Source organism: Cytobacillus oceanisediminis, from assembly GCF_003182355.1.
In the GTDB taxonomy this organism is placed as follows: domain Bacteria; phylum Bacillota; class Bacilli; order Bacillales; family Cytobacillaceae; genus Cytobacillus; species Cytobacillus oceanisediminis_A.
Window position 1 is genome coordinate 93,709 of record NZ_QGTW01000009.1, and the last position, 23,648, is coordinate 117,356.

Genomic DNA, 23,648 nt, shown 5'->3' on the forward strand with positions numbered 1-23,648 from the left:
CATGAGTACGGCTGGACTTGAGGTGCTGGTTTCAAAAAATATTACGAAGCAGTATTCGTCTGGACAAATTGCGGTCGATCAAGTATCTCTAGTCATAAAGAAAGACGAATGTCTGGGCATTGTTGGGGAGAGCGGGAGCGGGAAAAGCACATTAGCGAGGTGTCTCCTTGCATTGGAAAAAGTGGATCAAGGTGAAATCTGGTTTAAGAACAAGGCGCTGCATACGGCTGGTAAAGAGGACCTTCGCTCAATTAGAAGGGGAATCCAGGCAGTCTTTCAAAACCCTGCCGCCTCACTGAATCCGAAACTAAAAATCATCGATTCGTTGATGGAACCACTGGATTTTCAAAAAAATATCCAGCCAGCTTTTATAATAGGAACTCGGCATCAGCGGGAAAAGACAGCAGAGCATCTGCTTGAGATGGTGGAGCTTCCATCCAAGTATCTTACCTGTTATCCCCATGAATTAAGCGGGGGCGAAAAGCAGAGGGTCACGATCGCCCGGGCCATAAGTATTGAGCCATCGCTTATCATTCTTGATGAACCCACAGCGAGTCTTGATGTTTCGGTTCAGGCAAAAATATTGAACCTTTTAAAAGACCTCCAGCAGCATTTAGGAGTTTCCTATCTATTTATTTCGCATGATTTGGCCGCAGTGAACTTTATGAGCGACCGGATCATGGTGATGAAACAAGGGCAAATAGTAGATCAATTCAGCAAATATGATTTGTTTTCAGTGAAAAGAAATCCATATACTAAGGAATTGCTGCATGTCTTTGAAGGTTAAGGGGGGATCTTCATGAATCATAAGGCATATCTCGCTTTGGCCATTCCACTTATTATTTCAACCATAACCACTCCCTTATTGGGGGCGGTTGATACAGCGGTGGTGGGCCAGATGCAGGATCCTTCATATATTGCTGCAGTTGCAGTAGGAACGATTATTTTTAATACAATGTATTGGCTGTTTGGATTTTTGCGGGTCAGCACATCCGGATTTGCCGCACAAGCTCATGGTGCAAAGGACGCGGAAGGCGGAATGCTGGCAATTGCCCGTCCTATCCTTATCGCTGTTATAGCAGGAACTAGTTTGATTGCCCTTCAGTTGCCCATTATGCAAGTGTTCTTGCCGCTGTTAAGCCCGGACCATCATGTACAGTCACTCGCCGAGGATTATTTGCAGATCAGGATTTGGGGTGCGCCATTTGCTCTCTTAAACTATGTCATTCTGGGCTGGCTGATGGGAATGTCTATGATCAAAATCTCGCTGTTATTGCAAGTGTTGATGAACCTCATGAACATCGTCCTGGATATCCTCTTTGTATTTGGATTTTCCTGGGGTGTTTCAGGTGTGGCAGCAGCGACTTTACTGTCAGAAATAACGGTTTTTGCCATCGGATTAGCGATTGTTTTGAAAGCTTGTCCATTCAAAGGAATATTTCCATCTTTTCATAAAGTGATAGATCCGTCATCGTTCAAGAAAATGATGAAAGTGAATAGGGATTTGTTTATTCGGACGGTTTGTTTGTTAACTGTTTTTAATTTATTTACTGCCAAGGGTGGTTCCTTTGGAACAGAAACATTGGCTGCCAATGCAATCCTGCTTCAAATCCATTACATCATGGCTTATTTTTATGATGGATTTGCCAATGCCTCCAGTATTATGACAGGAAAAGCAATTGGCTCAAAAGATAAAGCACTGTATCAGCAGACACTCAAGTTATCCATGCAGTGGGCAATATATTCCTCGGTTATGATAGCCAGTGTCTACTATTTGCTGAATGATTATATCCTCAGGTTGTTTACAAATATTCCAAGGATCATAGAAACGGCCCAAAGCTATGAAATTTGGATAATCGTGTTTCCCCTAACGATAAGTTTTGGTATTATCCTTTATGGAGTTTTTACCGGTGCAACCGAAGCCGCCCCCATTCGGGATTCTATGCTTCTCGCATTGTCCATTTTTTTACTTGTATATTTTCTTGTGGTGCCGATCGCCGGAAATCATGGATTATGGCTGTCCTTTCTGATCTTCAGTGCAGGGCGTTCCGTCTTTTTATCAATGTTTGTCCCCCGGTTAACGAGAAAACTGTTTCCTGAGACTGGACCATTTAATAATGAAGAAAATAAAACACTTAAGAGCTCCTTATTATAATGAAGGAGCTCTTTTTTTAATGCAATTAGGTATGGTCACGTCTCTGTAATTGTATGCCGGCTGATTTTTTTCCCTTTTGGTCAGTACCTTAAAACATCCCATTCTTATTAGGAGAATCTTCAGGTATAGGCTGCCCTACATCCCAAAGTTCAACAATCTGGTCATCTTGAAAACGAAAGATATGTACAACTGCTCCTCCAAGATCCTCGGGATTCTGCTTCACATGAGAATAAACAGCAACAGTGTCATTTTCTTGGATAGCCTTTTTGATCTTTAATATTTTGTTTGGGTTTTGGACCGCATTCTCTTCCATCGCAAGCATGAGTGAATCTGCATCGCCACGGAAAAAGGGATTGTGGTGAGAAAAATCTGGACCGATGTAACGCTGGTATGCTTCACGAACATTCCCTGAAGCTACGAGCTGCAGAAAAGAAACTGCTTTCTCTTTATGGGGGAGGTTTGATGTAAACTGTTGTTCCGTCCCCATCTTAATCATCCTTTCATTTCAAGAATTGTTATGGAATTTAATAGAAGTATAAGATATATATAAATCAATGACAATTAGATAAAGTCTAGATATGATTATTTTAAGTGTGTATATAAGTATTTTTATTCGTTAACAATTCTTAAGTGGTATTTTTTAGAAAGGCTCTTTTCTCCTAAATTGTTGTTTTAGTTCCGCCAATGGGTCAAAGCATACTGGATCACCACGCGAAGAGAAGTTCTATTGATTGGTCAAATCAGGAGGAGGTCATTCCCTATCTTGCGGAGGGATGGAGATTATTAGGCGGTTCTAAAATGTTTGAGCAGAAAAGAATTTATAATCTGGCTGAGAGAGAGGCGGCACGGGCCAAACAGCTGTTAAGTCGATTTAATCATGCCATGCTGCAAGGCGGGGACGAATATTACGATAGGATGGGAGAAATCAGCGTACCTGTGCTCATTATTCATGGAACAAAGGATCCAGCTCTTCCATTTCAACATGGGCTTGCCCTTAAGAAAGCCATCCCTCATGCTGAGTTTATGAGGCTGGAAGGGTCAGGTCATGAGATCCATAGCGAAGATTGGGATCAAATTATAGGTTCAGGTAAGGTTAAGTTCATAAAGTGGTGAAGAGCAGGTCCTTAAAAGACAGGTACCTGCCCCCGACTGCGGTAGAATCTGACTGTTATTTATACGATGACGATTTAAGCACCCCAAGGAGTGCTTTTTTCTTTATTCTATTTGAATACCTTTGGTGCTACTAATAAATTTATTTAATTCACGTAAAAAACATCTAATTCAGCATCTGATCGAAGTTTAAAAGCATACCCATAGCAAATCTGCTCATTACCAGTGTGCTCTCTTTTAGGAAATTCTAGGAAAGCTGTATTATGATTTAACCCCATAGATTTTTCCTGCAGTTCTTTATTTGATTCAACTGTTTTTTAAACTAAAACAATAGTAATCTCTTTATTTGGAAGTAAATAAATTACTTCATCTTTACAAAATTTTTAAATTCAACAGCTTTTGAAGTTTGTTTGAAAAGTTTAATCCAAAAGTATTTTGTATCAAAAGACGCGTATTGGCCATAAAATGGGGGCTTGTCGAATTCGTTTTAAAATTTATTAAGAATTTGTAAAATTATTGCTTTCTTTAAAAAATATCCCATTTATACTAGTCATCAAAAAAAGAGTCGGTCTTTTTACCTGCTTTTATTAAAAATATATTATTTTAGGCGGTCACAGGCTCCTTTCTTTGATCCAGCTGGAAAGCTCAAACTTAAATCCTATTTTTTTGTTAATTCATATTTTACAAAAGGTTAACTTACCCTTAAGAATAGTCTGTTAACTTATTTAATAGAAAAGCTTACGTGCATGATGCTGCAAAAAAATAGGAGGTATTTTTATGTTATTAGGAAGCAAGGAGCTTAACAGAAGAGATTTTTTAAAAGCTGGCGGAATGAGTACGCTGGCGATCACGCTGGGGTCAACTGGACTTTTTTCAATGGGTGGAGCCTCCAGCGCACTGGCTTCAGTTCAAAACCCAACAAGCGGCTTCGGAGGTTACGGTCCCTTAGTAAAAGATCCGGATGGAATTTTAGATCTTCCCCGGGGATTTAAATACAAAATCATTTCCAAAACAGGAGATCGAATGTCTAACGGAGATTTAGTTCCAGGCAATCTTGATGGAATGGCTGCCTTTCAAGGGCCAAAAAATACAACGATCCTTGTAAGGAATCATGAACTCGGAACGAATGCCGAGTTTCCTGTAAACGGAAAGAATCCATGGAGCAAAGGGGCTGCTGGCGGAACAACGGCTCTGATTGTTGGACAAAATAACGAGGTACTTAGCGAGTATGTGACTAATTCAGGAAACATCAGGAACTGTGCAGGCGGCCCTTCCACATGGGGAACATGGTTAACATGTGAGGAGACCCGGGAACTTGGGCATGGTTTTGTTTTTGAAGTAAATCCGCATGAACCTGAAAATGAAATGTCAAAAACACCCATTCGGGATATGGGTTACTTTTCTCATGAAGCATGTGCAGTCGATCCAGCCACAGGCATCTGGTACTTAACGGAGGATAGCAATCCAAGCTTTTTATATCGTTTTACTCCAAATGACCGCAGTCAAAAACTTGGTTCTCTGCAAAAAGGCGGAATTCTTGAAGCGGCAGCCATTGATGAATTGCCTGCTTCATCAGCCAGCACCTTCAGCAATGGACAAAGGTTTGGGATCGTCTGGAAGCAAATTAATCCAGAGCGTGCAAAAGAAGATGCCCGTGATATGGGATGCATTCGCTTTAGCCGCCTAGAAGGAGCGTGGTTTGCGGCAGGAACACTTTGGTTCGACGATACCAGTGCAGGCACAGGAAAACTTGGCCGTGTCTACCGCTACTATCCGGCAACCAATACGCTAGAGCTGTTCTATGAATCTGCAGCTTCAAATGACCTGGAAATGCCAGATAATATAACGATTACTCCTTGGGGAGACCTATGGATTGCCGAAGATGGAAGCGGAAACGACCGAATTATTGGCCTTACTCCTGAAGGGAATGTATACCCGTTTGCAGAGAATACCCTAAACGGTTCTGAATTTGCAGGACCTGCATTTTCACCAGATGGCAACACTCTCTTCGTTAATATACAAAGCCCAGGCATAACTTTTGCGATTACCGGTCCTTTTGCACGAAGAAATGCTGCTCGCCAGCGTGCAATGAGTTACGCAGCTCCTCCAGCTTCCTTCGCGCCTGCTGTTTCAGATAAGCTGGCTGCATTCGCTGAAAAACAGGGGATGTCTATCCTGGAAGCCGCTGCATTAGAACGCCATGGAATGCCCATTATTTAATTGAGGGATAAGGCAACAAGCTGAAATCTTGATCCAGAGAAAGTCGAATTTACTTATAAAAGGTTCCTGTCTCCTTTTCTTTAATGAATGAGGGGACAGGGACTTTTTTAAATCTTCTTATTAAGATAGAGAAATATCATTTATATTCGATCTATACATCAGCTCATTCTTGCCTTCCAAATGAACTGGGAAATACCTCTTTACATACCCCTTCCTTAATAAAGGTCAGTAGCTTATTTGTTACTTCCAATATACTTAAGAGAGTAAATATGCGTTTTCGTTAAATCAATGACTTCTTGGATAAATTCCTCCTGGGACACTTTAAATCCATGTTGAATCCAATTCTGAAGGAGTCCGTAAAAGCCATAGGCTGTATAACGTTTAAAGTAATCCATATTGACCGGGATATTGTTAATAGTCTCGAATATAAATTGTTCTTTATAGATTTTTAAGATTGTTTGAGGGAACTGTGTGTGTAAGCCTGGTAAGGTGTCATCGTAATTAATAAGTTCAAAAAAATTCCGGTTTTTGTAGATATAAGAAACGATATTAAAAGATGGCGCATTGAGCTTGGCTGTATAGACTTTGTGTCCAGGTATGTATGGTTTGCCTACCGAAGCTTGAAGCCCTTGAAGCATCGAAACTCGTAAATCTTCAGCTAGTTCAATTTTATCCGCGTAATGGATATAAAAGGTGCTCCGATTATAGGAGGCATAATCAACAATGTTTTTTACAGTAACGGAATGGTAGCCTTTTTCTTTTATGAGATCAATTAATGCTTGCTTTAAATGTTCTTTTGTTCGATTTTGACGTTGAGATGTTGTATTTTGTTCGCTATTCATGAAAAAACCTCCCTCGAAATAGACAGATTGTTCATAAATGTCTATTTAATAGACACTTAATCATATCTTATTGATTGTTTAAAGTGAACAAAGGAGTACAATTAAATTGTAAGCAAAATAGTCCAGATTATCATTTTGTCTAGCCTAAAGAAATTTTATCACTAGGAGGATGTAAAATGGCAAAATTACAAGACAAAGTAGCTGTGATTACCGGTGGAGCATCTGGTATTGGAGCAGCAACAGCACGCTTATTCGTTTCAGAAGGAGCCAAAGTGGTTCTTGTTGATTTAAATGAAGAAAAAGGGAAAGCTTTTGAGGCAGAGTTGAAAGCGCTTAATGCTAAAGCTCTTTTTATAAAAGCAAATATTACGAGTGAAGAAGAAGTAGTAAATATCTTTAAACAAACTATTGAAACGTTTGGAAAAGTGGATGTTGTCTTCAACAACGCGGGTATCGGCCGTGTTCATCCCTCACATGAATTAGAGTACTCAGAATGGCGTAAAACCGTAAATGTTGACTTAGATGGTGTCTTCTTAGTAGCACGTGAATCCATCCGTGAAATGCTAAAAACAGGCAGTGGTGCAATTGTTAATACGGCATCTATGTATGGTTTCGTGGGGTCTCCTGGTTCAGCAGCCTATAACGCTGCAAAAGGTGGCGTGATTAATTTAACTCGCTCCCTTGCACTTGAATATGCAGAACATAATATCCGCATCAACGCATTATGCCCCGGTTTTATTGATACACCAATTATTCCTGAAGAAAGCAAGCAAGCCTTAGTTGCTGCTACTCCTGTAAAGCGCCTTGGCACAGCAGAAGAAATGGCAAAAGCAGTATTATTCCTGGCTTCTGATGATTCTTCATTCATGACTGGGAGCAGCTTAACGGTAGATGGCGGCTATACGGCTCAATAAATCCTTAACAGTTCTTTTACAGGGTTGATTCTTATACCCCTGGGGACTAAACAGATAAAGGGAACTTTGTGATCATTTATCTTTAACTAGAGATATTTTAGTTAAAGGTAAATAAAGGGAGATATAAAAGCATTATATATGTATCATTTCTCTAAAGATGTTTAACAAAAATGAGGAGGTTATTTACAATGAGCAATCGATTTGACAGCAAAGTAATTTTGATTACAGGTGCAGGGTCAGGTTTGGGTCAAGCTTCTGCCTTACAAGTAGCAAAAGAAGGGGCAAAGCTTTCACTCGTAGATTTAAACGGTGCTTCATTAGAAGAAACAAAAAGTAAAGTGTTAGAAGTTGCACCAAACGCAGAAATACTGCTTATCACTGCAAATGTGGCAGAGGAAAAAGCAGTTGAAAACTATGTAAATGAAACAGTTGAGAAATTTGGGAAAATCGATGGTTTCTTCAACAACGCAGGGATCGAAGGAAAACAAAACCTAACAGAGGATTTTGGCATTGATGAATTCCAAAAAGTAGTAAGTGTCAATTTAAATGGTGTTTTTTATGGTTTAAAACACGTATTGAAAGTGATGCGAGAACAAGGTTTTGGCTCTATTGTTAACACGGCGTCTGTTGGTGGTATCCGTGGGGTAGGAAACCAATCTGGTTATGCAGCTAGTAAACACGGCGTGGTCGGATTAACAAGAAACTCTGGCATTGAATACGGTCAATACGGAATCAGCATCAAAGCTATTGCTCCAGGTGCAATCATGACACCAATGGTCGAAGGTTCATTAAAACAAATCGATCCAGACAACTGGGAAGAAGTAGGAAAACAATTTGTTGAGCCAAATCCAATGAAACGTTTCGGTAAACCAGAAGAAGTGGGTTATTTGGTGGCATTCCTGCTGTCTGAACAAGCCAGCTTTATCAACGCAGTTGTTATTCCAATCGATGGCGGACAATCTTATAAATACTAAGCAGATGCAGGTGGCTCATTAAAATTCCTTTTTCCTATAACTGATAATTCATATCCAATGAAACACGGGGATCGTCTTCTCTTTGCGTATCAGGAACGAATTTAGGGAGGGTTATTGATCCCTGCTTGCGTTAAAGCACTAGTAATAAATATTAAAAACCGTACGGAAATGTTTACCCGTGCGGTTTTATTCTTTGTCTATTTACTTACCTTAAATTTAAATAACTCAGTTAAAACCTGGCTATAAGTTGACCCAACTTTCTTGAATACGTCCTCACAACGGTAAATTCCGGTACAACTTATGCAGTCATACTTTCTGAAAAAGATAAAGTAGACGGTCTTTATGTGAATGGCAGCACCGGGTTTGATGAAATGCTTCTTCCGGCCACTGTTCTCGGCATAGACGGTGCAATTGGCAGTACATTTAATATAAATGGACACCGGACCAAACAAATTTTTGTCCTAAATCTTAGTATACAAGCTATTGACTTTAAATTGTAAGAGGTGCTATAGTCTATTTAAATTCAAAAAATTCCGGCGATTGCTGCAGGAAGTTACAGCCTAGAGGTGTGTTTTGTGGTTAGATTAAAGGATATTGCTGAGTATGTTGGCGTTTCTATTTCTACTGTTTCTAGAGTTATTCAGAATGACCAAACACGAAATGTTAACCAGGAAACAAAAAATAAAATTTGGCAGGCTGTTAAGGAGTTAGGGTATACACCCAATCAGCATGCAAGAAATTTGGTTAGCAACAGACAAAATAAGAGTGATGCCAGAACAATGAAAATTGGCTGGGTTGCCAATCCTAAACAGGCTGAAATAAATCCATACTTTTCCAATATCTATACAGGTATTCGTGATACTTTAGCAAATAATGATTATACATTAATAAGTATTACTAAGGATGAGATTGAAAATGAGGCACTTCTTCTCAAGACAATTCATGATCTCGGGATTGAAGGACTTTTGCTGATCGACAGAATTGATGAGAGCTTAATTGACTACATACAGCAAACGATTCCTGTTGTGGGACTTGATTTCTATTATTCTGATAAAGAAATTGCGATTATTGATTATAACCGTGAGGCGGCAATAGAAAAGGTTGTTCAGCATTTAGTGAGTCTAGGTCATCGTGATATTGGGTTTATCGGCGGAGGAATTAATGAATCCTTTCAGGACTTAAATGAAGAACCACGATTTAAAGGTTATCAATCTGCAATGAAAGAAGCAGAACTTTCTATTCGAGATGAATGGGTTATCAATACTAGATGGAAAATGGAAAACAGTTATGAGGGAATGAATCAACTCATTAAAAACAGTTCTGGATACTTGCCAACAGCTATGGTTTGTGCAAGTGATTTAATGGCACTGGCTGCGATGAGAGCAGTTATAGAAAATCAGCTAAGAATCCCCGAGGATATTGCTTTCTTTGGAGTGGATAATATTGAAATGGGGAAATATTCATCACCGCCGCTTTCAACCGTGGAAATCCCCAAATATGAAATGGGAAAAATGGCCGCGAAAACGATTATGGAAATGGTAGAGGAAAAAGTCGTTCTTCCAATAAAAATTATTTTACCATTTGAGTTAGTCATTCGTGAATCATCTTCTAAAAAACGGACCTAAGCGGTTCTTTTTTTAAAAACGTTTGGAAAACGTTTGGATAAAAACCGGAAAATTTTCCGGTAATTTTTTAGAAAGGAGAAAGTTACATGAAGACAATGACAGCACTCCTTATAGGAGCTGGGGACAGAGGGGCAAGAGCATACGCACCGTATGCATTGGATTATCCGCATGAATTAAAAATTGTTGCTGTTGCAGAACCGAATAAGGAAAGGAGAGGGAGAATCCAGCAAGAACATCAAATTCTCAATGAAAATTGCTATGAATCATGGGAAGAGATCTCACAGCTGGACAAACAAATTGCTGATATTGCCATTATCTGTACCCTTGATAGAAATCACTTCAAAGTGACCATGAGAGCTTTAGAGCAAGGGTATCATGTCCTCCTTGAAAAACCAATGTCTCCAGACCCGCTTGAATGTATTTTAATGGAACAGCAAGCCAAAACATATAACCGGCAGCTGACCATCTGCCATGTCCTCAGATATACGGACTTTTGGTCCGCCATTAAAAAGGTAATTTCCAGAGGGGAAATAGGTGAAGTTGTATCTCTTCAATTAAATGAAAATGTTGAAGTCATGCATATGTCACACAGCTTTGTAAGAGGTAATTGGAGTAATAAAGAAAATTCGAGTCCAATGATCCTCCAGAAGTCTTGCCATGACATGGATATCATTTCATATGTTATGGGAAAAGCATGTAAACAAGTAAGTTCGTATGGGTCGCTGATGCATTTTAAAGGGGAAAATGCCCCGGAAGGAGCCCCATTACGATGCTTGGATGGCTGTCCTGCCGAGCTTGAGTGTCCTTTCCATGCGGGAAGATATTATCTTGGTGACGGAAGAGGGTGGGCAAAAAAATTTACAGAAGACTATACAAATGAAGGCATTATTAAAGCCTTGAATAAAACCCCTTATGGGAAGTGTGTATATCGTTCAGATAATAATGTCGTTGACCATCAGGTCGTCAATATGGAGTTCGAGGGCGGAGCGACCGCCACCTTCAGCATGTGCGGATTTACAAGAGAACAAACTCGAATCGTTCAAATTATGGGAACCAAAGGTGAAATCCGCGGAAACATGGAAGAAAATGAAATCTCTATTTTTGATTTCTTAACCAGGCAGGAAACAGTGATTCATTTTGATCAGCCAGTTGGCGGGCACGGCGGTGGAGACCGCGGAATTATGAGACTATTCCTGGAAGAAGTCCGGAATGGAAATAAAGAGGATAGTGTTTCTTCTGTTTCCGCATCTGTAAGAAGTCATCTTATGGCATTTGCGGCGGAAGAGTCACGGTTAAACCAGGGTCAATCTATCAATATAGGTGAATATTATCATAGGTTAGTTAAGAATATTCAAGTTTAAAAGATTGTAAACACAGCTCTTTATGCAGTGTTGCAATATATTTTACCAGTTAAGATTAAATCTTAATGGAGAAACATGATTATTTGGAAAACGTTATCCTAGGAGGTGGTAAACGTTATAAATACCTACATTATCAATAACATTTTTATTCATCTAGAGAAAACCCCTTATGTTTTGAGTTAGTCAAAAAAACTTTAGGAAAGAAGGGAAATGGGATGAAGAAATGGATCATCATGCTTTTAACCGTTGTATTAGGTGTGCTGAGCCTTACTGGCTGCAGTGATAGTGATACAGCATCCGGCGGAGAGAAAGATGGCAAGGTTGAGATTACTTATGGATTATGGGATAAAAAACAGGTTCCTGCGATTGAAGAAATTATTAAGTTATTTAATGAAAAATATCCGAATATTGAAGTGAAAACAGAAATTACTCCATATGGCCAATATTTTCAAAAGCTTGAAACGGCAGCAACTGGCGGTGCTTTGCCAGACGTTTTATGGATGAATGGTGCTCATGTTGTTCAGTATGCAGAAGGGAAGGTCATTCTTCCTTTAAGCGAACTGGCTAAAAAAGATAACTATAGCTTAACTAATTATCCGGAGTCTTTAATTGATCTGTATACGGTTGACGGGGAAATATATGGGATTCCCAAAGACTACGATACGACTGGGTTATGGTATAACAAGAAAATATTTGATGAAGCAGGTATACCATATCCGGATGAAACGTGGGACTGGGAGAAATTAAAGGAAGTCGCTGGACAGCTGACTGACAAAGAAAAAGGAATTTGGGGCTATGCCGCATTAATGGGCAATCAAGGCGGATATTATGATTTCATCTGGCAGAATGGGGGTTATATCATTTCTGAGGATGGCAAGTCTGTGGGGTTCGACAAACCAGAAGCTATCGAGGCATTAGAATACAATGTCAGCTTTATTAAGGAAGGATTATCTCCTACGCAAGCGCAAATGACCGAAACGGCTGCTTCTGAATTATTCTCTTCTGGAAAGATAGCGATGATGTTTGATGGTCCTTGGATGGTTCCTGAATATAAGAAAAATCCTGATTTAAATGTGGCTGTGGTTCCACAAGGAAAAAAACGGGCAGTTTCTATTCACGGGCTTTCTAATGTAATATCTTCGAATACAAAACATAAAGAAGAAGCTTGGAAGTTTGTTCAATTCCTTGGTTCTAAAGAAGCAGCTGAAGTCTTTGCCAAAACTGGAACGGTTATACCTGCTTATAACGGTACACAGGAAGCTTGGAAAGAATCTGTCCCCAATTTAAATCTTCAGGCTTTTATTGATGGTGCAGACTATTCAGTTCCATTGCCAAGTGTGAAAAACACCGGGGAGATCTGGCAGTACGAAACAGATGTACTTAAAAAGGCCTGGAGTGAGGAAATAAGTATTGAAGAGGCCGCAGAAGAGCTGGCAAAGAAAGCAAATGAGGCATTGGCCAAGTAATAAAACAGAAGAGAAGAATTTTGATATTCTTCTCTTCCATTCATAAAAGGAGGGAAGACTTTGAAGGAAGTACCTCTTCAGACAGAAGTAAAATCAGCAAAAAGGATAAAGATTTCGAGCCTCGCAAAGACAAGGAAGCGGTCAGATTATTTTTGGGCTTATCTTATGATTGCGCCTACAATGCTAGGGCTGTTTATTTTTTATCTGTGGCCTATTGTTCAGAATTTTTACTTTAGTTTTACCGAATGGGGAGCATTTGGACAGTATGAGTGGACAGGTTTAGACAATTATAAGAGATTGCTAGAGGATGCAATTCTCGTACAAGCATTTAAGAACACAATCATGTATATCATATTTACTGTGCCAATTGGAATTTTCCTATCCATTATTGTGGCGGTTCTTTTAAACCAGAATATAAAAGGTAAATCCATTTATCGAACTTTGTTCTTTTTACCTGTAATCACCATGCCTGCTGCAATAGCGATGGTTTGGAAATGGCTTTATAACGCCGATTACGGGATGTTAAATTATTTGTTATCTTTGGTTGGAATTAAAGGCCCACAGTGGGTAAGTGATCCCAATATTGCTTTATATTCAATTATTGCCGTGGCGATTTGGAGCGGTATTGGCTACAATATGGTCATTTTCCTATCAGGGCTGCAAGGCATTCCAAAGATGTATTATGAGGCAGCAGAAATTGACGGAGCGGGTCCTGTCACCGTATTTTTTAAAATCACACTGCCGCTTCTTTCGCCAGTTATTTTCTTTGTGACCATAATGTCACTAATTGGTGCTTTTCAAGTATTCGACTTAATTTTCATGATGATTGGAAAAAGCAGCACAGCGCTGGAAAGTACACAGTCCATTGTCTATTTGTTCTATCAGCATGCCTTTGTATTAAATGATAAAGGATATGCTGCGGCTATTGCAGTTCTTTTATTAGCGGTCATTTTGATTATTACAGCAATTCAGATGGTCCTGCAGAAAAAGTGGGTTCATTATGATTAAAGGGAGTGGTGCCGATGGATAGAACACTTAAGCTTTTTACAAGTAAAACATTCCTTTTCCATTTCATCCTGATTGTTGGGGCGGCAGCAATGGTTCTGCCTTTCTTATGGATGATCCTTACCTCGTTAAAGACGTATACGGAGTCGATTCAAGTACCGCCGGTTTTGATTCCGGAAGATTTTCAATGGGGGAACTATAAAGAAGTATTTGGACTTCTGCCCTTTTTCAAATTTATGTACAACACCGTTATTATTACGGTCCTGAGGACTGTCGGCCAATTGTTCCTATGTTCATTAGCGGCTTATGCTTTTGCCAGAATTGAATTCCCAGGGAGAAACATCTTATTTTTGTTAGCGCTTACTGTATTAATGGTGCCTGGACAAGTATTCCTGCTGCCTCAATATATGATTATGGTTAAATTAGGCTGGCTTAATTCCCTGCAGGCAGTCATTGTCCCAGGTTTGTTTAGTGCATTTGGCACTTTTCTATTGCGCCAGTTTTTCATGGGACTTCCAAAGGAATTGGAAGAGGCTGCAAGACTTGATGGCTGCAACCATTTCCAAATCTATTGGAAAGTAATGCTCCCTCTTGCAAAACCGGGATTAATCGCTCTTGGGATTTTTACAACTCTCTGGAGCTGGAATGAATTGATGTGGCCGATGATTGTTAATAGTTCTCCTGAGTCTATGACTCTATCAGTGGGATTATCTTCACTTCAGGGTCAATATTTAACCAATTACCCAATTCTAATGGCTGGATCTTTTTTAGCTATCCTGCCAATGCTGATTTTGTTTATCTTCCTGCAGAAGCAGTTTATTCAAGGAATTGCTGTGACGGGGGGGAAATAAAGGGTATTGATGAGCAAGCATATTGGTTATAACACCTCAGAGTCAATGAGGTTTTCTTTAAAATCACTTATCCCAACAACCCATCCTTGAGTATTTAATCTTTGAGGATGGGTACTGGATCTTGTTTGGTAAAATGTGCTTTTGGTCGATAGTGCAGTCTGTCTAATCTGTTATTGTATGTAGAAAAATACTATCAAGTTATTGTCGAAAAGGTTTAATTAATAAAAAGGGTTGTTGGGTTGACACGTTAACATTTAATGGTATAATTTAAGTAAATTTTCAAACAATAGACTTTACTTAAAGCACAAACACGGAGGAATTTATCTAAATGAAACATTTGCAGCACGATAGTATAATCCCGCTTTACCATCAGCTTAAAGAAATATTAAAGGAATCGGTTGACAATGGCAGCTGGAATACAGGAGACAAAGTTCCTTCTGAAAATCAATTAATGGATGAGTATGGAGTAAGTAGGAATACAGTTAAAAAAGCGATCGAAGAACTTGTTCAGGATGGGGTTTTGTACAGAATCCAAGGTAAAGGCACGTTTGTATCAAAGCCAAAATTTCAGCAGCCATTAATGGGTTTCTATAGTTTTAGCAAAGTTCTCAAAGAACATGGAATGAACCCTAGAGATATTATTTTAGATATCCGTGAAGTTAAGCCTACTGCAAAAATCAAAGAAGGGCTGCAAATGAAAAATAACGAAAGTGTCATTGAATTAAAACGCTTGCGATGTGCGAATAATGAACCCATTATCCTTGAATCGTCCTTTTTTACAAAAAAAACTGTCCCTGATATGTCCAAGTTAAATGAAATTGGTACAATTTCCTTATATGATTTGCTCGAACAGCAATTCAATGTTGTAGTTACACGTGCCAAAGAAGCTTTTGAGCCAGTTTTAATCCGTGCTGATGAGAGCGAGTATCTTCAGACCAAGGAAGGTCTTCCGGCTTTATTGTTGGAAAGGACAGCATTTGATAAGGAAGGTAACCCTGTAGAATTTTGCCGATCCATTGTACGCGGAGACCGTTGCCGTTTTTATACAGAACTAACATAATAGATAACACTTACTCATAGTTTCGAGGCTATGAGTTAAATATTCTTTTAACTTGTACCAACAACCCAACTACCCGTTGTCTGTTAATAATCAATGCCAAAGCCCTAAATAGACGCTATATACATATTGAAGGGAGAAAGAGTATGACAGCATTAGTAGCCGACATAGGCGGTACAAAAATTGCAGCTGCCTTTGTTTCTGATAAAGAAAAGACTATAAAACAACGAATTCAGGCTGATAGTGTCTCACACGATTCAGAAGCATTATTTAATCGTGTACTCGCCTTGTTTTTTCAAATATTGGAATCAGAAAAAACAAAACCTGAAGAAATCAAGTTCATTGGATTAGGCATACCGGGAAAAGTGGATTCAGTACATGGGCTGGCAGTTTATCAAAATAATCTGCCATGGAGAAATTTCCCCCTAAGAGAAAATCTTAATAAATATTTTCCTAATGCAGAAGTTGTGATGGATAACGATGTGTATATGGCAGCTTTTGGCGAATGGACCGAATGGAAGATGGAAAAGGAGACCTTTGCCTATGTAACGGTTAGCACTGGTGTTTCCGCATGCCTGCTATCAGAAGGTAAATTTCTCCGCGGAGCAGGAATTGCGGGCGAGGTAGGATTCACACTTTTGGAATATGGTGATGAACTCAAAAGTTTAGAGAATCTTGCATCTGGAACCGCTATTGAGGAAAGTGCGAAGAAATTGTTCAATCCGCAAATAACCGTAGCTGGTGTTATGGAACTTTATTATCGGAAAGACCCTCAGGCAGAGAAGATAATTCAAAGAGCTGCAAAGTGCATTGCAAGAGGATTACATCAAATTTTTACCTTAATCGATCCTCATTTAGTAGTGATGGGAGGAGGAGTTATTATTAACCAGCCTGAATTCTTTGCTCTTATAAAACAGGAACTAAAACACATGGTGCAAAATCCCCTCCAGAAGGGGATTGAAGAAAGGGTTCAATTAAGCAAGTTAAATGGTGATGCTGGATTATTTGGATGTTTGTATACAGCTGAGAAACAAAAATCGAAAAAGACCCATCATAACAAAATTAATAAATAACAAGAGTGGAGTGAAAAACTATGGGTTTTGTGAAAAGTTTATATGAAGAAGAAATAAAAGGCGCGAAACACACTGTAAAAGAGATTCATCAACAGCCTGAACTATGGCTTCAGACAGTAGGGACTATTGAAAAACAAAAAGTGGCGATTCAGAATTTTATCACCCAAAAGATATTTGCCAAACAGGCACGGATTATTTTTACTGGTGCAGGGACATCGGCCTATGTAGGAGATACTTTAACGCCTCAGTTGAGAAAAGCACTTCCTTATCAAATTGACTCGATCTCGACTACCGATATTGTTACAAACCCTTTGAATTATTTTAAGGCAGAAGTTCCTACCGTACTTGTCTCCTTTGCGAGAAGTGGAAATAGCCCTGAATCATTGGCTACCTACACTTTAGCTAATAAACTGATCAACAATATTAGCCAGATTATCATCACATGCAATCCTGAAGGACAGCTTGCAAAAGAAGCCGGAAAAGATGAAAATACCTTTCTCCTTCTAATGCCGGAAGATTCGAATGACCAGGGCTTTGCAATGACCAGCTCTTTCAGCTGTATGTACCTATCCGCTCTCCTGATTTTCCAGTTAGATCGATTGGAAGAGCTGAAGAGAAAAATAGAAGTAGTTTCTAAGAATGCAGACAGAATTTTAACCCAGCAATATAAATCGATTAAGAATCTTGTCAGCCTCAACAAGAAAAGAGTTGTCTACCTGGGTTCATCAACCTTAAAAGGTTTGGCACAGGAAGCAAGCTTAAAGCATCTTGAACTTACATCCGGAAAAATACCAACTTTTCATGAATCTGTTCTCGGGTTTAGACATGGGCCCAAATCGTTGATTGATGACGAAACGCTGATTTTCGTTTTTATATCCAATGATCCTTATACAAGAAAATATGAGATTGATTTATTACAAGAATTAAAAAAAGACGGCGGCAGTAAAACTGTGGTGGCGGTTGCAAATACCAATGAAAAAGAAATTGCGGAAATATGCGACAGCGCTTTTTTAATTCCTGAGCAGGAGAATATATATCTGGAAGATCATCTGATTGCCCTGAATTATTTGATTGTCGGACAGCTATTTGCGCTGTTCAATTCCATCCACCTGGGTGTAACACCTGATAACCCTAGTCCAACCGGAATGGTTAATAGGGTGGTTAAAGGAGTTAACATATACAATTTTAAAAAATAGGGGGAGTACAAAGTGCCAAATATTTTGTTGACTCGAATTGATAACCGTCTTGTGCACGGTCAGGTAGGTGTTACCTGGGTTAATCACCTTGGAGCTAACCTAATTGTTGTAGCCAATGATGAAGTAGCTGAAGATGAAGTCCAGCAAGACTTAATGGAAATGGTAGTTCCAGAAGCAATCGGTGTCCGCTTTTTCTCGATACAGACAACTGCAGATATTATTCATGATGCCTCTGAAGATCAATTGATCTTTTTGGTTGTTAAAACTCCACAAGATGTCCTGCGGCTTGTCCAAGGAGGTGTTCCGATCGACAAAGTGAATATCGGAAATATGCACTATTCTGAAGGGAAGACACAAATTTACTCGACTGTTTCAGTTGATGATGCTGACAAATTATCTTTCCGCAAGCTAAAAGAACATGGTGTAAAACTCGAAGTGCGCCGTGTTCCCGATGAAAGGCCAGATGATATTTATAAATTCTTATAAGGGAAAGGATGGTATGACTGGTGGATCAGGAAATTTTGCTTCAGGCATTGCTAATTGCTATTTGGGCTGGCATTGCCGGCATCGACTTGTTTAACGGTTTGTTTCACATTCACCGACCAATTGTAACAGGAGTCATTGTTGGCTTAATCCTAGGCGACTTGCCTACGGGTGTGATGACTGGAGCGGCAATTGAATTAGTATGGGCTGGAATGGTACCGCTTGCAGGAGCACAGCCACCAAACGTAGTTATTGGCGGAATAATTGGTACAGCATTTGCCATTTTGACCGGACAAGAGCCTCAGGTTGCGATAGGAGTTGCTGTTCCATTTGCCGTTGCAGTCCAGGCATGTATCACATTAATGTTTACTGCTTTTTCACCTGTCATGCATAAAGCAGATAAGTATGCCGAAGAAGCAAATACAAAAGGCATCGACAAGATTAATTACCTGGGAATATTAACTCTGTTTGTATTCTATTTTGTTGTTGCATTCCTTCCAATCTATTTTGGTGCTGATGCAGCCAAGAATGTAGTGGAATCACTTCCGGCTTGGATCATTGCAGGTCTCGGCACCGCTGGCGGTATGATGGCAGCCATTGGTTTTGCTATGCTTTTGAAAATTATGCTAAAAAAACAATATATTGCCTATTTTATCGGCGGATTCATCCTTGTTACCTATTTGCAAATGCCGATTATTGCTGTCGCGCTAATCGGTCTGGCAATTGCTATGTATGATTTTTATAAAACATCTGGCGGCCAGGGAGCTGCTATGAGGGGAGCGAGAGGCCGTGGCATCTGAAAATGCAGCCATTGAACCGGAAATTCCAGCTCAGGCAAACAATCCTGAGTTTTATGAAAATTCTTCAACCGAACAACTGATTACAAAAAAAGACCTTAACAAAATGGTCTGGCGTTCTTTATTGCTGCAAGCATCTTTCAACTATGAAAGGATGCAGGCGGCTGGCTGGCTATATTCTATTCTTCCTGGACTAAAGAAGATCCACAAGAACAAGCATGACCTAAGCGAATCAATGAAAAGCCATATGGAATTTTTTAATACTCACCCTTTTTTAGTGAATATCATTATGGGAATTGTCCTTGCAATGGAAGAAAAGAAGCAGAATCGAAATACCATTCGGGCTATCCGCGTAGCCATGATGGGGCCGTTGGGTGGTATTGGAGATGCATTGTTTTGGCTAACACTTCTGCCTATTTGTGTTGGTATAGGTGCTTCGCTCGGTGCAGATGGCAATCCAATGGGTGCACTTGTGTTCCTTATTATATTCAATGTCGTCCATTTTGGACTGCGCTTCGGCCTTATGCGATATGGCTATAATACTGGTACCAATGCCATCAGCTCCTTAAAAGAAAACACGAAGAAAGTTTCTCATGCTGCCTCGATCGTTGGCTTGACAGTGGTAGGCGGGCTGATAGCATCTTTTGTGCAATTAAAGGCAAACCTTGTCATTCATGCAGGCAAAGCTGAAATTGCCCTCCAGGAAGACTTGCTTGATAAGATCATGCCAAACTTGCTTCCACTAGGCTATACATTATTAATGTACTACATGCTGAAAAGAGGCTTGTCCCCTGTCATTTTAATTTTGATTACAGTCGTTATTGGCATTTTTGGCAAGATACCATTCCCATTTGGCACTATTCTTTAAACGGGGTCAGGAGGAAAAAATGAACGGATTAATTGTTTCAGGGCATGGATCCTTTGCAACAGGTCTTCACTCTTCAGTGAAATTAATTGCAGGGGAACAGCCACGTATAGAGTATGTTGATTTCTTAGAATCAGATTCTACATCAGACCTGGAAATAAAGATTAAAGCAGCTTTGGCAAACTTAGAGGGCTGCAATGGGATACTCGTTCTGTGCGATCTTGTGGGAGGTTCCCCGTTTAAAACCGCTGTTTCTCTAACAAACAATCAACAGGATGCTGCTGTTATTGGCGGTGCAAATCTGGCAATGGTTATTGAAACAGCAATTATGAAAGATAATGTATCCATAGGCGAACTAAAAGAAATGGCCATTACTTCTGGAAGAGAAGCGATAAAATGTTTCCAGAAATCAGAGCGCCTCAAGAGAGATGGAGCAGGTATTTAATGGAGGCTATTTTTGCAGACACAATCTATATTCCTAACCGCCGAATATATTCGCGATATGTTATTTATGAGAATGGCTTGATCAAGGATATAACGGACGAGAAGCCAGACTGCCAGATACATGATTTCTCGGGATTTGCCGTTATTCCTGGGCTCATTGATATTCATATCCATGGGATTTCAGGGAAAGACACAATGGATGCAACGCCAGAAGCTTTGCAGGAGATTTCCCTATCTCTTGCAAAGCATGGTGTGACTTCTTTTTTGCCCACAACACTTACGGACGATTTTGAGAAAGTAAAAGCTGCCGTTAGAGAGATTGGCAGACAAATTGGAAAAACGGCTGGAGCAGAAATTATTGGTTCTTATGTTGAAGGACCCTATATAACCCCTGAGCACAGAGGGGCACATCCTTTGAAATTCATGCGTGAAATAACAATGGAAGAACTTGATGAGTTGATAAAAGCTTCGCAAAATACGATTAAAATTCTAACGCTGGCACCGGAGAAGGCTATGGCTTTAGAGGTTATTCCATATCTGAAGGATAAAGGAATCCTTATCTCGATGGGACATACAAATGCAGACTATGAAACTGCCAATATAGCTATTGAAAAAGGCGCTAGTATTTCAGTTCATACGTTTAACGGAATGCGCGGATTCAGCCACCGTGATCCGGGATGTCTGGGGGCATTCCTGACAGATGACGAGACTTTTTGCGAATTGATAGCTGATCTGGAACACGTACATCCAGCAGGAATTCATCTGCTATACAAAGCTAAAGGAGCAGACAAAATTTTATTAATAAGCGATAGCATGGCCGCTGCGGATTTAACGGATGGGGAGTATAAACTGGGAAGCCTATCTGTCACTGTAAAAGGCGGTATTGCCAGAACATTGGAGACTGGATCCCTGGCAGGCAGTACGACAAATTTAATGAGGTGTTTAAAAAACACCCAAGAAGTTCTTGGAATGCCGCTTGAGTGTATTTTACCAATGGCTACAATAAATCAAGCTAGTTTGCTCGGTATTGGGGAAGAAACCGGCACAATTGAAATTGGGAAGAAATTGAATGCTGCTGTAATCGATGACGCATTCAATGTAAAGGCCACCTTTGTTAATGGAAAAGTTGTTTTTATGGAGGAGAAAAGAAAATGGGCAATAATAGAATTGTAAGTACAGTTGAAATGTTCCAAAAAGCCAAGGAAGAAAAATATGCGATTCCTGCATTCAATATCCACAACCTTGAAACATTCCAAGTTGTTGTTGATACTGCTGCAGAGTTGAACTCTCCTGTAATCCTTGCAAGTACACCAGGAACAATTTCTTATTCCGGCGGTGACTATTTGGTTTCACTTGGAAATGCTGCTGCAAAAAGATATGAGATCCCGATCGCACTTCACCTGGACCATTTTGAGAGTTTTGAAGAAATCAAGAAATATATAGACTTCGGTTTTAAGTCTGTAATGATTGATGCCTCCCATCATCCTTTTGAGGAAAATCTCAAAATCGTAAAGCAAGTTGTCGAATATGCTCATGAACATGAAGTTTCTGTCGAGGCTGAATTAGGTCGTCTGGGTGGAGTGGAGGACGACCTCGTCGTTGATGAAAAGGACGCGAAATTTACTAATCCGGAACAGGCAAGAGAATTTGTGGATTTAACTGGGATTGACTCTTTAGCGGTTGCTATTGGTACTGCTCATGGCTTATACAAGGGAGAGCCCAAAATCGACTTCAAGAGACTGGAAGATATCCACTCAGTTGTTAATATTCCTCTCGTTCTGCACGGGGCTTCCGATATTCCGGATGCGATGGTAAAGAGAACAATAGAACTCGGTATTTGTAAGGTAAACATTGCAACAGACCTTAAAATTCCGTTCTCCAATGCGGTAAAACAATACTTTAATGAAAATCCTGACGCAAATGACCCGCGAAAATACATGACACCAGGCAAAGAAGCCATGAAGGAAGTAGTCGTGGATAAAATCCTGATGTGTGGCAGCAATGGAAAAGCCTAGTATTCTAACCGTTACACTTAACCCTGCTATAGATAGTGCCTATCGCCTTGAGCGCCTTAAGATTGGAGGCAGCACGCGTACTAAAAGCCCCCTAAAATCAGCAGGGGGAAAAGGGCTGAATGTGACGAGGGTCTTGGGCATTCTAGGTGAAAAGGTGACTGCAACCGGTTTTTTAGGCGGCAGTAACGGGACCTATATCCGCAATGAACTGGCAAAGCTGGATGTTCGTGATGAATTTGTACAGATATTAGGTGAAACAAGGCAGTGTCTGGCCTTTATTGACAGCCGGAATAATCAGACAGAAATTCTTGAGGAAGGGCCTTTCATTTCCAGTGAGGAGCAGGAAGAAATAAGGAAGCGCCTGCGCGTTTTAATTCCAGAGGTAAAAATCCTTGTTGTAAGCGGTTCCCTGCCCCTGGGAGTATCGTCCAGTCTCTATCAATGGATGATAAGAGAAGCTAAAAATCATGGAGTCAAAGTTCTTCTGGATACAAGTGGGGAGGCACTAGCCGAATCCCTGCTGCTTGGACCCTATTTAATCAAACCTAATCGCGAGGAACTTGAAGAGATTCTTGGCCGTTCTTGCCAGGGAGAAGAAGAAATCTGGAAAGCGATGGAGAAAATCGCTGAGAAAGGTATAGAGGTTGTGATTGTTTCAGCCGGTGATAAGGGGTCGCTAGTTTATTATAAAGGTGAGCGGCTGAAAGTGGCATCCGCAGAAATTCGTGCAGTTAGCGCTGTGGGGTCAGGAGATTCATTCATTGCAGGTTTTGCTGCTGGACTATCAAAAGGGTATTCAATTAAGGATACTCTGGTTCTGGCCTCTGCTTGCGGAGCAGCAAACGTACTGGAAGAAAGAACAGGATATATAAATCTCCAAAACTTGGATTATTTGATTAAACAAATTTCAATAGAGTCATCTTGGTCAGGCTGGTCATAAAAGTTATGAAAGCTCTTTTCTAATAGAATGTTGTTTTTAAATAGGTTTTGTGATTGGAAAAAATTGATGAACAAGGTTGGTTGATTGGAGCGCAAGGTGCGAGATACTCGAAAATGCATTCGCATTTTCTTCGTGCGGTGTTAATTCAAGGAGGCTTATTCAATGTCCTGCGGGAGGCTCACCGCCCGCCCCCGTGGAAAGCGAGCATCCTGGAGCAGAAATCAACCTCTCCTCACTACATGTTAAAAAGCAACA

23 protein-coding genes and 1 pseudogene are annotated in these 23,648 nt (G+C 40.1%); 22 read left to right on the forward strand and 2 right to left on the reverse strand.

Going from position 1 to position 23,648, the window contains the following annotated elements; translation table 11 throughout:
* The first annotated feature begins 1 nt into the window (after position 1).
* Both DFO73_RS16865 and DFO73_RS16870 read left to right on the forward strand, forming a co-directional pair.
* On the forward strand, positions 2 to 787 hold the full coding sequence (locus DFO73_RS16865) for an ABC transporter ATP-binding protein (protein ID WP_110065886.1): 786 nt from the start codon (positions 2 to 4) through the stop codon (positions 785 to 787).
* A gap of 12 nt (positions 788 to 799) precedes the next feature.
* Entirely contained in the window at positions 800 to 2,155 is a 1,356-nt protein-coding gene (locus DFO73_RS16870; protein ID WP_110065887.1) for an MATE family efflux transporter, read from the forward strand.
* A gap of 88 nt (positions 2,156 to 2,243) precedes the next feature.
* Here DFO73_RS16870 and DFO73_RS16875 read toward each other — a convergent pair whose 3' ends face one another.
* Positions 2,244 to 2,642 (reverse strand): nuclear transport factor 2 family protein, encoded by a 399-nt coding sequence (locus tag DFO73_RS16875; protein WP_110065888.1) that lies wholly within the window; start codon positions 2,640 to 2,642, stop codon positions 2,244 to 2,246.
* Positions 2,643 to 2,953: 311 nt separating this feature from the next.
* On the opposite strand from DFO73_RS16875, the gene DFO73_RS16880 reads away from it, so the two are divergent.
* Both DFO73_RS16880 and DFO73_RS16890 read left to right on the forward strand, forming a co-directional pair.
* Entirely contained in the window at positions 2,954 to 3,268 is a 315-nt protein-coding gene (locus tag DFO73_RS16880; protein ID WP_309043545.1) for an alpha/beta fold hydrolase, read from the forward strand.
* A 774-nt stretch (positions 3,269 to 4,042) separates the two neighbouring features.
* A complete protein-coding gene (locus tag DFO73_RS16890; RefSeq protein ID WP_110065890.1) occupies positions 4,043 to 5,485 on the forward strand; it encodes an alkaline phosphatase PhoX in 1,443 nt (480 codons plus the stop codon).
* A 233-nt stretch (positions 5,486 to 5,718) separates the two neighbouring features.
* Here the strand turns inward: DFO73_RS16890 and DFO73_RS16895 are convergent, their stop codons facing one another.
* Positions 5,719 to 6,327: a TetR/AcrR family transcriptional regulator gene (locus tag DFO73_RS16895; protein ID WP_110065891.1), complete on the reverse strand. Its 609-nt coding sequence runs from the start codon at positions 6,325 to 6,327 to the stop codon at positions 5,719 to 5,721.
* Positions 6,328 to 6,503: 176 nt separating this feature from the next.
* Here DFO73_RS16895 and DFO73_RS16900 point away from each other — a divergent pair, with 176 nt between their 5' ends.
* From DFO73_RS16900 to pfkB, 18 genes and pseudogenes are all read left to right on the forward strand, one after another.
* On the forward strand, positions 6,504 to 7,241 hold the full coding sequence (locus DFO73_RS16900; RefSeq protein WP_110065892.1) for an SDR family NAD(P)-dependent oxidoreductase: 738 nt from the start codon (positions 6,504 to 6,506) through the stop codon (positions 7,239 to 7,241).
* A gap of 188 nt (positions 7,242 to 7,429) precedes the next feature.
* On the forward strand, positions 7,430 to 8,215 hold the full coding sequence (locus tag DFO73_RS16905; RefSeq protein WP_110065893.1) for an SDR family oxidoreductase: 786 nt from the start codon (positions 7,430 to 7,432) through the stop codon (positions 8,213 to 8,215).
* Positions 8,216 to 8,571: 356 nt separating this feature from the next.
* A pseudogene (locus DFO73_RS16910) lies at positions 8,572 to 8,679 on the forward strand (dihydrodipicolinate synthase family protein); the annotation flags it as partial.
* Between the two features lie 111 nt (positions 8,680 to 8,790).
* Entirely contained in the window at positions 8,791 to 9,840 is a 1,050-nt protein-coding gene (locus DFO73_RS16915; RefSeq protein WP_110065894.1) for a LacI family DNA-binding transcriptional regulator, read from the forward strand.
* Between the two features lie 86 nt (positions 9,841 to 9,926).
* Positions 9,927 to 11,201, forward strand: coding sequence for a Gfo/Idh/MocA family protein (locus tag DFO73_RS16920; RefSeq protein ID WP_110065895.1), 1,275 nt, complete (start codon positions 9,927 to 9,929; stop codon positions 11,199 to 11,201).
* Positions 11,202 to 11,416: 215 nt separating this feature from the next.
* Positions 11,417 to 12,667: an ABC transporter substrate-binding protein gene (locus DFO73_RS16925; protein ID WP_110065896.1), complete on the forward strand. Its 1,251-nt coding sequence runs from the start codon at positions 11,417 to 11,419 to the stop codon at positions 12,665 to 12,667.
* 105 nt (positions 12,668 to 12,772) lie between these two features.
* Positions 12,773 to 13,675, forward strand: coding sequence for a carbohydrate ABC transporter permease (locus DFO73_RS16930; protein WP_181396044.1), 903 nt, complete (start codon positions 12,773 to 12,775; stop codon positions 13,673 to 13,675).
* Positions 13,676 to 13,689: 14 nt separating this feature from the next.
* Complete coding sequence (locus DFO73_RS16935; RefSeq protein WP_110065898.1) at positions 13,690 to 14,523, forward strand: carbohydrate ABC transporter permease; 834 nt, start codon at positions 13,690 to 13,692, stop codon at positions 14,521 to 14,523.
* A gap of 328 nt (positions 14,524 to 14,851) precedes the next feature.
* Positions 14,852 to 15,583 (forward strand): GntR family transcriptional regulator, encoded by a 732-nt coding sequence (locus DFO73_RS16940; protein WP_110065899.1) that lies wholly within the window; start codon positions 14,852 to 14,854, stop codon positions 15,581 to 15,583.
* A 143-nt stretch (positions 15,584 to 15,726) separates the two neighbouring features.
* Entirely contained in the window at positions 15,727 to 16,653 is a 927-nt protein-coding gene (locus tag DFO73_RS16945; protein ID WP_110065900.1) for an ROK family protein, read from the forward strand.
* A 20-nt stretch (positions 16,654 to 16,673) separates the two neighbouring features.
* Entirely contained in the window at positions 16,674 to 17,849 is a 1,176-nt protein-coding gene (locus DFO73_RS16950; RefSeq protein WP_110065901.1) for an SIS domain-containing protein, read from the forward strand.
* A gap of 12 nt (positions 17,850 to 17,861) precedes the next feature.
* Positions 17,862 to 18,335, forward strand: a complete 474-nt coding sequence (gene agaV, locus DFO73_RS16955) for a PTS N-acetylgalactosamine transporter subunit IIB (RefSeq protein ID WP_110065902.1) — start codon at positions 17,862 to 17,864, stop codon at positions 18,333 to 18,335.
* Positions 18,336 to 18,355: 20 nt separating this feature from the next.
* Positions 18,356 to 19,132, forward strand: a complete 777-nt coding sequence (gene agaW / locus DFO73_RS16960) for a PTS N-acetylgalactosamine transporter subunit IIC (protein WP_110065903.1) — start codon at positions 18,356 to 18,358, stop codon at positions 19,130 to 19,132.
* Positions 19,122 to 19,997, forward strand: a complete 876-nt coding sequence (locus tag DFO73_RS16965) for a PTS system mannose/fructose/sorbose family transporter subunit IID (RefSeq protein WP_110065904.1) — start codon at positions 19,122 to 19,124, stop codon at positions 19,995 to 19,997. The genes agaW and DFO73_RS16965 overlap by 11 nt, the downstream gene beginning before the upstream one ends.
* A 19-nt stretch (positions 19,998 to 20,016) precedes the next feature.
* Positions 20,017 to 20,439: a PTS galactosamine/N-acetylgalactosamine transporter subunit IIA gene (agaF, locus tag DFO73_RS16970; protein ID WP_110065905.1), complete on the forward strand. Its 423-nt coding sequence runs from the start codon at positions 20,017 to 20,019 to the stop codon at positions 20,437 to 20,439.
* Positions 20,439 to 21,611 (forward strand): N-acetylglucosamine-6-phosphate deacetylase, encoded by a 1,173-nt coding sequence (gene nagA, locus DFO73_RS16975; RefSeq protein ID WP_110065906.1) that lies wholly within the window; start codon positions 20,439 to 20,441, stop codon positions 21,609 to 21,611. Before agaF ends, nagA begins: the two co-directional genes overlap by 1 nt.
* The gene (locus DFO73_RS16980) at positions 21,590 to 22,453 is read left to right on the forward strand and encodes a tagatose bisphosphate family class II aldolase (protein ID WP_110065907.1); all 864 of its coding nucleotides are present in this window, start codon (positions 21,590 to 21,592) and stop codon (positions 22,451 to 22,453) included. Before nagA ends, DFO73_RS16980 begins: the two co-directional genes overlap by 22 nt.
* A complete protein-coding gene (pfkB, locus tag DFO73_RS16985; RefSeq protein ID WP_110065908.1) occupies positions 22,440 to 23,393 on the forward strand; it encodes a 1-phosphofructokinase in 954 nt (317 codons plus the stop codon). Before DFO73_RS16980 ends, pfkB begins: the two co-directional genes overlap by 14 nt.
* Positions 23,394 to 23,648 lie beyond the last annotated feature (255 nt).